The following is a 13,560-nucleotide window of genomic DNA, read 5'->3' on the forward strand; positions in this document are numbered from 1 at the left end:
TTCAATCATTCTCCTTCATTGAATTAATAAATTTGTCTAATTCATTAATTTGTAATTTTACTGATTGAGTAGAAGGTCCCCCAATAACGTTTCTTTCTTCAACACAAGTTGATAAATCTATTGCTTTATATACATCTTCATCAAAAATAGGAGAAAATGTCTTAAGTTCATCTAAAGTCAATTCTTCAATCATTTTATTTTTCTTTATGCATTCAAGTACGATTTCACCCACTATTTCATGAGCATTTCTAAATGCAATGCCTTTTTTAACTAAATAATCAGCAACATCAGTAGCATTGGTAAAGCCTAATGCAGCACTTTTTTTCATGTTATCTTTTTTTACTTTCATAGTTTTAAGCATTCCAGTAAAAGTTTTTAATGATAAGGTAACAGTATCTAACGCATCAAAAAGAGCTTCTTTATCTTCTTGCATATCTTTATTGTAAGCTAGAGGTATTCCTTTCATAACAGTAAGTAAAGTAATAAGATCTCCATAAACTCTACCAGTTTTACCTCTTACAAGTTCAGCAACATCAGGATTTTTCTTTTGTGGCATTATGCTACTACCAGTGCTATAGGCATCATCAAGTTCAATAAAACTAAATTCTCCAGTACACCAAAGAATAATTTCTTCAGAAAATCTTGAAAGATGCATCATAATCAATGATAGGGTAGATAAAGCTTCAATAACATAATCTCTATCAGAAACTGAATCTAAACTATTTAAAGTTATTTTAGAAAATCCAAGATTTTTTGCAACAAGATTTCTATCAATAGGATAAGTAGAAGTCGCTAAAGCTCCACTTCCTAAAGGCATTTCATCAGTTCTTTTATAAGTATCATCTATTCTTCCGATATCTCTTTTAAACATTTCTGCATAAGCTAATAAATGATGAGCAAAAGTAATTGGTTGAGCCTTTTGCATATGAGTATATCCTGGCATTATAGTTTCTATGTTTTCAGTAGATTTTTCTAAAAGAACTTCTTCTAAATTTAAAACATCATGTTTTAAATTAACTAATGCTTTTTTTAAATACAGTCTTAAATCAAGTGTTACTTGGTCATTTCTACTTCTAGCTGTATGAAGCATTTTGCCATAATCACCAATATAATAAGTTAAAGTACTCTCAATAAAGCTATGAATATCTTCTGAAGTAGAATCAATTTCAATAACTCCGTTATCCATTCTTTTAAGTATTTCTAAAAGTCCAGAAGTTATTCTTTCACTAGCTTCTTTAGGAATTATTTGTTTTTCTCCTAGCATTGAAGCATGAGCTAAACTTCCTTCTATATCTTCTTTATACATTCTTGAATCAATGTTAATAGAAGAATTAAAATCATTAACTAATTCATCTGTTCCTTTTTTAAATCGTCCGCCCCAAAGTTTCATAATTATTTCTCCTTTTCTTTAAACACTTGAAATAAAATAATAAATTAAATATATAAATTCTGATGGTATATTACTTTGTTAAATGTTCCTTATAATTTAATGCTTCGTTCATTTTAGCTCTAACAACTAAAGGAAGGCCAAATAAACTTATAAATCCTGCTGAATCTTTTTGATCATATACTTGATCTTCTCCAAAAGTAGCATATTCTTCACTATATAATGAGTAAGGAGATGTCATACCTGCATTTACAATGTTACCTTTGTATAATTTTAATTTAACTTCTCCTGTAACTGTTTCTTGAGTCTTTTTAACAAATTCAGATAAAGCTTCTCTAAGAGGAGTAAACCATAAGCCGTCATAAACTAATTGTGCAAATTTAAGAGCAATTTGTTGTTTATATTGAGAAGTATCTTTGTCTAAGCAAAGTTCTTCTAACGATTTATGAGCTTCATATAAAATTGTTCCACCAGGAGTTTCATAAACGCCTCTTGATTTCATTCCTACAAGTCTATTTTCAACCATATCAATAATACCTATAGCGTTTTGTCCACCAATTCTGTTTAATTCTTCTAAAAGTTCAACACTAGACATTTTATCTCCGTTTAATGCAACTGCATTTCCTTTTTCAAAAGTTAATGTTATATAAGTAGGTTTATCAGGTGCATCTTCAAGAGTATTACAAAGCTCTAATATTTCTGAATATTTAGGTTCGTTAGATGGATACTCTAAATCTAAACCTTCATGACTTAAATGCCATATATTTTTATCTTTACTATAGTTAGTTTCGTAATTTATTTTAATAGGAACTTTTTTTGCTTCTGCATAAGCTATTTCTTCTTCTCTTGATTTTATATCCCAAATTCTCCATGGTGCTATAATTGGCATATTAGGAGCAAAAGCTTTAATTGCTAATTCAAATCTTACTTGGTCGTTCCCCTTACCAGTACATCCGTGACAAATTGCATCAGCACCTTCAGCTTTAGCAATTTCTACTATTCTTTTAGCAATCAAAGGTCTTGCAAATGAAGTACCTAAAAGATATTTTCCTTCATATACTGCATTTGCTTGAATAGTAGGGAATATATAATCATTAACAAATTCTTCTGTTAAATCTTCTATAAAAATTTTAGAAGCTCCAGTTTTTATTGCTCTTTCTTCTAATCCTTCTAGTTCATCTTTTTGTCCAACATTACCAACTACAGCTATAACTTCACATTCATAATTTTCTTTAAGCCATGGTATGATTACAGAAGTATCTAATCCTCCTGAGTATGCTAAAACTACTTTTTTAAATTTTTTCATTTTTAAAGCCCCCTTAATTAATATTAAAAAACATATATATTAATATTATGTTCAAAAAATCATTTTTTATAATTATACAATTATGTGTATAAATAATCAATAGTTTTATGCATAAAAACAAAATAAAAATACTGACAAAAATATTTTTAAATACTTACTAAAAATTAATATTTATATAAAAATTTTAAAAAATAACCTATTTTTTTAATAATATATTATAAAATAGCTGTATAAAATAAAATTATATTTATAGAAATTAAATATAAAAAATATATTTAATTAATAAATATAAAAAATATATGAAATAATATACATATAAAATATATAAGTATTCATAAATTATGTATAAAAATAAAGAAAAAAGATTGTGAATAGTATTAATATTACATAAATGATATAATTTAACTTGAAAGACTAATAAGGAAAATAATAATTTATTATGTATTGATTAAAGGAGGGATGTTCAATTGAATTTTAATAAAAAGAGATTTAATTTATTCACATCCAATGCATACACACAAGTGATATTAAAAATTATTAAAGTATTTTTAATAGCTACTCTATGTCTTATCCTCCTAGCTATTATAGCCATATTGTTTAATAATGGGAAAATGCCTTCATGTTCTATAGTAATTTGCTTAATGGTTGGTTCATTATTAGCAATAAAACAGGAGTTTGGCTCATTAAAAGTAGTAGGATTTACAAGTAAAAATGTTTATAAGCATATTTCATATGGACTTGCTCTTTGTATAATTTATTACTTAACAATAATAGGAATAAATTTATTATTAGGATATAGTGTAGATATTAAATCACTTTCTAATATAGAAATAACAGTTACATTAATTAACTATATAATTGTTGCATTTTCAGAAGAAATTTTATTTAGGGGATATATTTTTAAACTTGTTTATAAACAGACACATGTAGCTAATAAAGCAGTGATTATACAAGCAATTATTTTTTCAGCAATTCATATTGTCAATCCAACCTATGAAAATTTACTTGAATTTATCTATGCTCTGATTATTGGTATTATATTAGGCTTCCTAGTTGTACAACAACAAAACCTATGGGGGGCTATTGTTTTTCATATATTATTCAATTGTGTAAATGAAATATTAATATTAAATAAGTCTTTATATGTTGTTTTAACAGGATTTGTTATAGTAGGATTATTTCTTATAAGTGTTTATAAGAAAAAACAAATACACTTAATCAAGAATAAGAATTAGTTACTTTTATGTTAAGCTTATATAAGAATCTAGGGGGATTTAAATGGAATTTATATCAGGTATAATTGCTGTCTTAATAATTATAATAATTGGAATGCTTTTTGGAAGAATAATGGAACTTGCAGGTTTGATTTTTAAAGCAATTATTAAACTTATTAGGAAACTGTTTTGATATGTGTGTATATCTAAATGCTATTTATAGTATATTACATTACATGTAGAGATAAATCGAAGTATAGGAGTGGATATATAAATAGAAATGTAACTTAACATAATAAATTTATTGAACAATATTTTTTATTGTGTCACAAGAGTTATTTATTATTTAATTAATATATATTGGAGGTAAACAGTGTGTCGGAAATTATTAATTTATTTGAGATTTATATAGATAACAAAGTAGGTTATATGAAACCGCATGGAGATAATAAACTTGGTTATATAAATCAGCATGGAGAAATAGTAATTGAACCAAAATTTAATATGGGATCTGAGTTTTCAGAAGGAGTTGCTGCTGTAGCACTAAATGATAAGTTTGGATATATAAATAAAAATGAACAGATAGTTATTGATTATAGATTTGATGATGCGGATTCTTTCAAAGACGGTTTAGCTGGAGTAGAAATTAAGGATAATTGGGGATATATTAATAAAAGTGGTGAAATTATAATAAAACCACAGTTTGATTTTGTAGGATATTTTTCAGAAGGTTATGCTTATGCAAGGAATAAGGCTAGAAAATATGCTTTTATAAATTCTAAGGGTGAATTTATTACCGATTTTATATATGATCATGTAGGGAGTTTTTCAGAAGGTTTAGCTAGGGTTAAAACAAATGAAGGATGGAACTATATAGATAAATTAGGTAAAAAAATATTTGATTCAAATTTTGAAGTTGCTTTCGGCTTTAAGGAAGGCTTAGCACCAGTAAAGATTAATGGAAAAATAGGATTTATAGATAAGTCTGGAAATTTAGTAATATATAATAAATATCATATAGCAGACGGGTTTTCAGAGGGATTAGCAAATGTAAAGTTAAATAATAAATGGGGATATATAAATAAGAAAAATGAGATGATTATAGAACCTAAATTCGATAATGCATTTAGTTTTAAAGAGGGAAGAGCATTTGTGCAAATAAATGATAAATGGGGTTGTATAAATAAAAATGGAGATATGATTATAGAACCACAATTTGATTTTGCACTTAATTTTACAAATGGACTAGCACGAGTGTTTATAAGTGAAATGAGAATTCCAATATATATAGATAGAGATGGAAATAGAGTGTGGGCACCTAGTAATTTATCGGGTAAATAAAATAAATTCCTCTGTCCATGAGCGTTATACTACAATATCAACATTCACTTAAAACATAGGCAAATAAAAAAGACGAGGTGTAAACCTCGTCTTTTAAAGAAAAATTATTTCATAGAATCAGCTGATCCTAAGATATTGTCAATTTTTGATTCAACAACTTCTTGGATTGCAGTTCTTGCAGCACCCATGTAGTTTCTTGGATCGAAAACTTCTGGTTTTTCTCCGAAAGTTTTTCTTATAGCTGCAGTCATAGCTAATCTTAAATCAGTATCCATGTTGATTTTACATACAGCCATTGAAGAAGCTTTTCTTAACATATCAACTGGAATACCTTTAGCGTTTGCTATTTTTCCACCGAATTCGTTACAAGTTGCAACAGTGTTAGCGTCAACAGCTGATGCTCCATGAAGAACTATTGGGAATCCAGGTAATTTAGCTTGGATTTCTTCTAATATGTGGAATTTTAATTCTGGTTTAGCGTCTGGTGGGAATTTAACAGCTCCGTGTGAAGTTCCTATAGCGATAGCTAATGAATCAACTCCTGTTCTATTAACGAAATCAACTGCTTGATCTGGATCAGTATAAACGTGAGAATCAGCAACAACGTCATCTTCAACTCCTGCTAATACTCCAAGTTCAGCTTCAACAACAACTCCTCTAGCGTGAGCGTAGTCTACAACTTCTTTTGTTCTCTTTACATTTTCTTCATAATCAAAGTGAGAACCATCGAACATTACTGATGTAAAACCAGCATCTATAACTTCTTTAACAGCTTCAAAACTTGGACCGTGATCTAAGTGAAGAGCAACATCTACTCCAGTTTCAGCTATAGCAGCGTCTACCATTGCTTTTAAGTATTTAGCTCCAGCATATTTGATTGCTCCAGTTGAACATTGAAGGATTACAGCTGAATTTCTAGCTTTTGCTCCATTAACAACACCTTGGATTATTTCCATGTTATTGATATTGAAAGCTCCGATAGAGTATCCTCCTTCATAAGCTTTTTTAAACATTTCTTTTGTAGTAACTAATGCCATGTTAATTTTACCACCTTTCAAATTTTGAAAAAATTTTAACAACTAAAAGTTGTCTTAACAAATCAATTATAAACTATAGTTTGTGTATTTTCTACATTTAACGAGTTAAAATTGAAAAAAATCATTATTTTGGCATGATTTTTGCAGTATTCTATAGATTTTAGTTAATTATTTTTACCAAACACCGTTTTAAGAGAATTTAGGCATATGAAGAAAAATAACAACTCCAAAATGCCATGATTATTTTTAAAATTATGCCTTATTTAAAATATGTTGTGTTATAGTATATTTTTTAAAGTTGGTTTTTGGAGTTTTTTTAAATTTTGAGTATTATATTTTAATGTATGTAATGTGGAATTTGCATCGGGAATATCTTTATGACTTAAATAAACTGAAAGCTTTACTGTATCATTAACCAAATTATCAAATTCTTGATGATTTACATAAATTGATGTTATAAAGCCATCTTGATGTATTAAATTTAAAAGATCAATAGATTGAATATAAGCATCTTCTATTTCTCCTTTTATTAGAGTAATTTCTATATCTTCAGCAAGTGTAGAGATATTATCACATAATTTTATTAATGAATTATTAGAGAAATATACTAATATTAAAATTGAAAAGAAAAGCAATATAGAAAAAATAACATTTTTCATTTTTACACTCCTTCTTTCTTACACTCTTTTGAATATTCATCATAAAGTTGATATTTAAAGTTGCCTTCTGTATCATACAAAGCTATTAATACTTCATCGATGGAATTAATATTATGATTTTTTAATACATTAATAATCCATTGTTCATCTTTTTCCATACGAGTTAATGAACTTTTATTAATTTTTCCATCAGATATTAGTATTTTAGGCAACTGTACTTCTTTAGTTTTAGATGTATTATCATTACTATTAGAGTTACCAGATTGAGAATTATAGTTAGTTGGAAGTACAGAAAGTTGACCTCCATTTTCTAAAATAGCATATTGTATTTCATCAAGATTAAAGTAATCTGCAAGTCTTAATTCTTCAAGTAATTCATCTAAATTTATTTGTTGTTTTTTTAATACATCATAATTAATTTTTCCTTTATATATTAGAATACTAGGCTCACCATCAATTATTTTTCTAGAAGCTTGTGATTTTAATTGGATTAGACTTAAAATTGTTTTTAAGAATAATAATGTAATTATTGGTATAATACCTAGTAATAATGGAAGTCTTGAATCTTGCATAGGTAAAGCAGCTAAATCAGAAATCATAATTGTTATTACAAATTCATAGGGCTGAAGTTCACCAATTTGACGCTTTCCCATTAATCTCATAACTAAAACAACTAAAGAATAAAGTATAATAGTTCGAATAAATACTATAAACATAAAAAACACCTCGTATAAATAATATTTGTAAAATTTCGTCTTAATATGCAAAATAGTTTTACCTTTTTAAGTAGAAATATATATAATAGAATTATAAAGGGGAATATATTGAAAAGGAGACATTTGATATGGTTAAGGTATATTCTGAAATGGATAAAAATAAATTAAATCATAAAATAACTTTTTATGATTTAATATCTAAAAAATTTAATGTAGATATTAATAATATAGCTGTATGTAAAATGAATGATAAGTGTTATGAATTAAATAATTTAGTGGAAGACTTAGGTGAAATTGAGCCTATAGAATTTAATACAGAATTAGGTATGAAAATTTATACTAGAACATTACAATTTATTTTTATCAAGGCTACTTTAGACTTATTTCCAAATGCTAAAATAAAAATAGAACATTCTATAAGTAAAGGATTATTTGGAGAAATTATTAAGGATTCACTATTAACTAAAAATGATATTAATTTAATTAAAGAAAGAATGAATGAACTTATAAATAAAAATATTCCAATAAAAAGTGTAAGAATGTCTAAAGAGGAAGCAATAAAAGTTTTTGCTAAATATAACATGTTAGATAAGGTTAAGCTTTTGGAATATTCAAATTTAAAAGAAGTTAAACTTTATGATTTAGATGGAAGATATGATTATTTTTATGGATATATGGCATATTCAACAGGAATAATAAAAGCGTTTGACTTAATATATTATGAACCAGGATTTATATTAAGAAGCCCTAAACAAGAAAATTTAGAAGTTTTGCCAGAGTATAAAGAACAAAGAAAATTAAGTAAAATATTTTTAGAAACAGAAAGATGGCTTAGTATATTAGGTGTAGGTGAAGTTGGAACGTTAAATGAAAAACTGTCTAGTCATGAAGTACAAAGTTTAATTTTAACTTCAGAAGCTCTTCATGAAAAGAAGATAGCCAATATCGCAGATCAAATAGCCAATAAAAAAGAAGTTAAAATAGTTTTAATTGCAGGACCGTCATCTTCAGGAAAAACTACTTTTGCTAATAGATTAGGAATACAGTTAAGGGTTAATGGTTTAATTCCAATACCATTATCATTGGATGATTTTTTTGTTGAAAGAAAAGATACTCCTAAAGATGAAAATGGAGATTATGATTATGAATCTATATATGCACTAGATTTAGAGTTGATTAATAAAACATTAATAGCTTTAATGAATGGTGAAGAAGTGAATATTCCAACTTATAATTTTATAACTGGAAAAAGAGAGTGGAATGGTAAAAAAGTAAAATTACCTAAAAATGGAGTTCTAATATTAGAAGGAATACATGGTTTAAACCCAATATTAACATCAAGTATACCTGAAGAGAATATTTTTAAGGTATATATATCAGCATTAACACAGTTGAATTTAGATAATCATAATAGAATAACTACAACAGATGTAAGAAAAGTAAGAAGAATTGTTAGAGATTCGTTAAGTAGAGGGCATGATGCTGAAGCTACATTAAAAATGTGGCCGTCAATAAAAAGAGGAGAAAAAAAGAATATTTTTGTTTATCAAGATCAAGCAGATGCAATGTTTAATTCAACATTGGTATATGAATTAAGCTTATTAAAGCCATATGCACTAAAAGAGCTGGCTAAGGTTAAAGAAGAAAGTCCAGTATATGAAGAGGCTATTAGATTACAATCTATTTTAAATTTCTTTAAAGAAGTAGAGTCTTCTTATGTTCCTATGAATTCTATATTAAGAGAATTTATAGGTGGAAGCTGTTTCTACGAATATTAAATTAAATATAAGTAAAAAAATAGACCAAATATGTTTGTATATTTGGTTTATTTTACTATATAGAAAATTATAATGTAGCCAAATTTGTGTATAATTCAGATTATATTTTTAAATGGACGATTGACAATTTAGGATGAAATAACTTTATGATTTCTAAAATATATATTTTTCAGAAAGCCAAAGGCTTTCAACCATAATTGTGCACTGCCAACTTTCAATTGTTAATTGAAATGTGGTATAGTCAATTTGTTTTTATAGATATTTTTAAAGAGGGAAAAATCCCCCTTGACTATCACAGATAAATTATGCATTCTATATATGATAATATAATTTTTATTAAAAAATATATCTTAGGTAGATTTTTATCGGAAGGGGGATTTAGTGAAAAATTAGATATTTCACTAAATAACGCATTATGAAAAATGTAGGCGTATTTGATATTTTGGGTCCTATAATGATAGGACCATCTAGTTCTCATACAGCTGGAGCTGCAAGACTTGGAAAAATTGCAAGAACAATAGCTGGTAATGAAATTGTAGAAGTGATATTTTTATTGCATGGTTCTTTTGCGAAGACATATAAAGGACATGGAACAGATAGAGCATTAGTTGCAGGAATTTTAGGTATGGAACCAAGTGATGAAAGGCTTAGAGATTCACTTGATATAGCTAAAGAAAAGGGATTAGAATTTGAGTTTAAAGAAGCGGACTTAGGAGATGTACATCCTAACACCGTTAAATTTCTTATGAAAACCAAGAAGGGTACATATTGTGAGGTCAAGGGATCTTCTATTGGGGGAGGAAATATACAAATTTCTGAAGTTAATAATAATAGTGTAGATTTTACAGGAATGTATGAAACTTTAATAATTACTCATATAGATGTTCCAGGAGTAATACATAGTGTAACAAGTGTTCTTTCAGGAAAAAATCTTAATGTAGCTTTTATGAAAGTATTTAGAAATAGTAAGGGAAAAGAAGCAGGTATGATTTTTGAAATGGATAATAAAGTAAGTAAAGATATTATAGAAGAAATAAAAGCTATAGAGTTAGTTAAAAATGTTATTTCAATAAGTCCAGCAAAGGAAGGTGAATAAGATGCTTGCTAGATCTGGAAAAGAACTTTTAGAAATATGTGAAAAAGATAATATTACTTTAAGTGAATATGCAATAATATGCGAAATCGAAGAAAAAGAAGTAACAAGAGAAGAAGTTATAGAAAAGATGAAAAAAAATCTAAATGTCATGATTTCTGCAGCTAATGAAGGTATGAAAAAGGAAGTATATTCAGTAAGTGGTTTGATAGGTGGAGATGGACATAAATTATATAATTATGCTAAGAACGGAAAGACTCTTACAGGAAGAGCAACAACAATGGCAATGGCAATGGCTCTTTCCTCATCTGAAGTTAATGCTTCTATGGGAAAGATAGTTGCATGTCCTACAGCTGGTTCATGTGGTATTTTACCAGCTGTAATATTATCAGCAGGGCAAGAACTCGGATTAGATCAAGATGAACTTTTAAAAGGGTTATTTGCAGCAGCTGCTGTAGGCATGATTATTGGAATGAATGCTACTTTATCAGGAGCAGAAGGTGGATGTCAGGCAGAGTGTGGTTCTGCTTCAGCAATGGGAACAGCAGCAGTAGTTGAGATGATGGGTGGAACACCAAAGATGAGTTTAGATGCTGCATCAATAATACTACAAAATATTTTAGGATTAGTATGTGATCCAGTAGCAGGACTTGTAGAAATTCCTTGTGCCAAAAGAAATGCTCAAGGTGCTATAACTGCTTTATGTACAGCAGATATGGTGATGGCAGGTGTAAAAGCTAAAATACCTTTTGATGATTCAGTAACAGCTATGTATAAGGTTGGAAAAAGTTTACCATCAGCTCTTAGAGAAACAGCTCTAGGTGGTATTGCAGTAACTAAAGAAGGTTTGAGACTTAAAGAACAAGTTTTTGGAAAAGAATAAAGATAAGTATGTTTTAAAATACATTAATGGGAAAATCTATATTAATAATATATTTATTACTTGACGAATAAGAATTAAAGGTATAAGCTTTAAATTGTAAAAGATAATTTAATAATTTTATAACTAGGGGAGCCAATATTTTGGCTGAGATTGGAAAGACTGATTTCCTGGACTCTTATAACCTGATTTGGTTAATACCAACGTAGGGAAGTACACTAAATAATGCGTAGTATATTTATGTAGCCCTTGGGCTACATTTTTTTTATTCCAAAATAAGTAATTAATTAAAGTTATGTTTTAAAACCATGTTGATATTGTAGTATAAAGCTCATGGACAGAGGAATTTACTTTAAGAACTCTAAAATAAAGCTTAGTCCAATTAATGCATGCTCCCAATCAAAGATTGCTGACAAGCAATTAATTGTACAAATCTTTATTAAGAGTTCTAAAAAGCAAATTCCAATGCCAATTCGCCCTTATACTAGAATATCAACATTCACTTAAAATATAGAATTAATTAAAATTTAGTGCAGTTTCATTACGTTAGGCACATGAAAGTAAAATAATAGACCAAAGATGTGCATTAAATAAAAAAATGAAAGGAGGAATAAAAAAATATTATGAATGAAAAAAACAAGACACAAAAAATTGCATTAAGTGGAATTTTGATAGCAATAGCAACCTTTTTCGGAACATTTTCAATTCCAATAGGAGTAGCAAAAATATCTCCAATTCAGCACTTTGTAAATGTAATTGGAGCAATAGTTTTAGGCCCAATTTATGCTTTAGCAAATGCATTTATTACATCATTAATAAGAAATATTTTAGGCACAGGTAGTTTATTAGCATTCCCAGGAAGTATGATAGGCGCATTTTTAGCAGGAATTCTTTATAAAAAATTTAGGGAAAAATTCGTAGCTGTAATTGGTGAAGTAATAGGAACTGGAATATTAGGTGCTTTAGTAGCTTATCCGATAGCAGCAGTGCTTTTAGGAAAAGAAGTAGCATTATTGGTATATGTTATACCATTTACTTTTAGTTGTAGTGCGGGAGCGATTATTGCTTATATGTTTTTAAAAATTCCTGTGATAGAAAAATATTTAATGACTAATGAAAATATAAAATCACAAAGTATTTAGAAAAAAAGTTGTGTTTTCAAATAGTGTTGATATATCAGTAAAAAACAAATTTTAATTACAGATGGTTATTATACTTTATAAGAACAACATTTATTAAAAAGATAGATTAGAAAGAAGAGGAGAAAAAATGTTTAGAGCACTTACAATTGCTGGATCTGATAGTTGTGGAGGAGCTGGGATTCAGGCAGACTTAAAAGCATTTTCAGCTAATGGGGTTTATGGTATGAGTGTTATAACAGCAATAACAGCTCAAAATACGATGGGTGTCTTTGGAATTCAAGATATAAGTCCAGAGATGATTGAATCACAGATTGATGTAATTTTTGAAGATATTAGAGTAGATGCTATAAAAATAGGAATGGTATCAAAAATTGAATCTATAAAAGCTATATCAAATTCATTAAGAAAGATAGAAAATTTACCAACAGTTATTTTGGATCCAGTAATGGTTTCTAAAAGTGGATTTAATTTATTATCAGAGGATGCTAAAGATACTTTAATTAAAGAATTATTTCCATTGATTACATTATTAACACCTAATTTGCCGGAAGCAGAAGAAATTTTAAGGATAAAAATAAAAGATTTAGAAGACATGAAAGAAGCAGCAAAAAAACTTAGAGAATTGGGACCTAGATGTGTACTGATTAAAGGTGGACATTTAGAAAATGAAGCAACTGATTTATTGTTTGATGGTGAGAAGTTTATTTTTTTACCACAAGAAAGAATAAATACTAATCATACTCATGGAACAGGCTGTACATTGTCATCTGCTATAGCTGCTAATTTAGCTAAAGGAATGAATATTGAAGATGCAGTTAAAGAAGGCAAAAGGTACATAACATGTGCGATAAAACATGGATTTGAACTTGGAAAAGGTGTTGGACCCACTAATCATTTTTATGAACTTTATAAAAAAGCTGGAATGTTAAAGTAAATTCCAATGCCAGTTCAGGCTTATACTACAATATTAACACTGTTTTAAAAGGTAGACTAAATTAAAGTACAGT

Annotated in this window: 13 protein-coding genes and 1 riboswitch; of the genes, 8 read left to right on the forward strand and 5 right to left on the reverse strand. The window is 27.9% G+C overall.

Features of this window, described 5'->3' with window-relative positions; all coding sequences use genetic code 11:
• Position 1: 1 nt before the first annotated feature.
• Both argH and KYD98_RS14550 read right to left on the reverse strand, forming a co-directional pair.
• A complete protein-coding gene (gene argH / locus KYD98_RS14545) occupies positions 2-1,390 on the reverse strand; it encodes an argininosuccinate lyase (protein ID WP_219780778.1) in 1,389 nt (462 codons plus the stop codon).
• A gap of 70 nt (positions 1,391-1,460) precedes the next feature.
• Positions 1,461-2,693 carry an argininosuccinate synthase gene (locus tag KYD98_RS14550; protein WP_219780779.1) on the reverse strand — a complete coding sequence of 411 codons (1,233 nt, stop codon included), beginning with the start codon at positions 2,691-2,693 and terminating at the stop codon, positions 1,461-1,463.
• Between the two features lie 467 nt (positions 2,694-3,160).
• On the opposite strand from KYD98_RS14550, the gene KYD98_RS14555 reads away from it, so the two are divergent.
• The 3 genes from KYD98_RS14555 (at position 3,161) to KYD98_RS14560 (ending at position 5,248) form a co-directional block, all read left to right on the forward strand.
• A complete protein-coding gene (locus KYD98_RS14555; RefSeq protein ID WP_219780780.1) occupies positions 3,161-3,928 on the forward strand; it encodes a CPBP family intramembrane glutamic endopeptidase in 768 nt (255 codons plus the stop codon).
• Between the two features lie 43 nt (positions 3,929-3,971).
• Positions 3,972-4,100 (forward strand): hypothetical protein, encoded by a 129-nt coding sequence (locus tag KYD98_RS18270; protein ID WP_258049844.1) that lies wholly within the window; start codon positions 3,972-3,974, stop codon positions 4,098-4,100.
• 182 nt (positions 4,101-4,282) lie between these two features.
• Positions 4,283-5,248 carry a WG repeat-containing protein gene (locus KYD98_RS14560; RefSeq protein ID WP_219780781.1) on the forward strand — a complete coding sequence of 322 codons (966 nt, stop codon included), beginning with the start codon at positions 4,283-4,285 and terminating at the stop codon, positions 5,246-5,248.
• Positions 5,249-5,352: 104 nt separating this feature from the next.
• Here KYD98_RS14560 and fba read toward each other — a convergent pair whose 3' ends face one another.
• The 3 genes from fba to KYD98_RS14575 form a co-directional block, all read right to left on the reverse strand.
• Positions 5,353-6,285, reverse strand: a complete 933-nt coding sequence (gene fba / locus KYD98_RS14565; RefSeq protein ID WP_219780782.1) for a class II fructose-1,6-bisphosphate aldolase — start codon at positions 6,283-6,285, stop codon at positions 5,353-5,355.
• Positions 6,286-6,563: 278 nt separating this feature from the next.
• Entirely contained in the window at positions 6,564-6,944 is a 381-nt protein-coding gene (locus KYD98_RS14570; RefSeq protein ID WP_219780783.1) for a DUF4363 family protein, read from the reverse strand.
• A gap of 2 nt (positions 6,945-6,946) precedes the next feature.
• Complete coding sequence (locus tag KYD98_RS14575) at positions 6,947-7,660, reverse strand: DUF421 domain-containing protein (RefSeq protein WP_219780784.1); 714 nt, start codon at positions 7,658-7,660, stop codon at positions 6,947-6,949.
• A gap of 128 nt (positions 7,661-7,788) precedes the next feature.
• On the opposite strand from KYD98_RS14575, the gene KYD98_RS14580 reads away from it, so the two are divergent.
• The 5 genes from KYD98_RS14580 (at position 7,789) to thiD (ending at position 13,487) form a co-directional block, all read left to right on the forward strand.
• Positions 7,789-9,438 carry a nucleoside kinase gene (locus KYD98_RS14580; protein WP_219780785.1) on the forward strand — a complete coding sequence of 550 codons (1,650 nt, stop codon included), beginning with the start codon at positions 7,789-7,791 and terminating at the stop codon, positions 9,436-9,438.
• Positions 9,439-9,853: 415 nt separating this feature from the next.
• Positions 9,854-10,534: an L-serine ammonia-lyase, iron-sulfur-dependent subunit beta gene (gene sdaAB / locus KYD98_RS14585; RefSeq protein WP_219780786.1), complete on the forward strand. Its 681-nt coding sequence runs from the start codon at positions 9,854-9,856 to the stop codon at positions 10,532-10,534.
• Position 10,535: 1 nt separating this feature from the next.
• On the forward strand, positions 10,536-11,414 hold the full coding sequence (gene sdaAA, locus KYD98_RS14590) for an L-serine ammonia-lyase, iron-sulfur-dependent, subunit alpha (RefSeq protein WP_219780787.1): 879 nt from the start codon (positions 10,536-10,538) through the stop codon (positions 11,412-11,414).
• Positions 11,415-11,529: 115 nt separating this feature from the next.
• A riboswitch (TPP riboswitch) is annotated at positions 11,530-11,640 on the forward strand.
• A gap of 394 nt (positions 11,641-12,034) precedes the next feature.
• Positions 12,035-12,553 (forward strand): energy coupling factor transporter S component ThiW, encoded by a 519-nt coding sequence (gene thiW, locus KYD98_RS14595; RefSeq protein ID WP_219780788.1) that lies wholly within the window; start codon positions 12,035-12,037, stop codon positions 12,551-12,553.
• 127 nt (positions 12,554-12,680) lie between these two features.
• Entirely contained in the window at positions 12,681-13,487 is an 807-nt protein-coding gene (gene thiD, locus KYD98_RS14600) for a bifunctional hydroxymethylpyrimidine kinase/phosphomethylpyrimidine kinase (RefSeq protein ID WP_219780789.1), read from the forward strand.
• Positions 13,488-13,560 lie beyond the last annotated feature (73 nt).

The sequence above is a fragment of the Clostridium weizhouense genome (genome assembly GCF_019431045.1).
GTDB classification, from domain to species: Bacteria; Bacillota; Clostridia; order Clostridiales; family Clostridiaceae; genus Clostridium; species Clostridium weizhouense.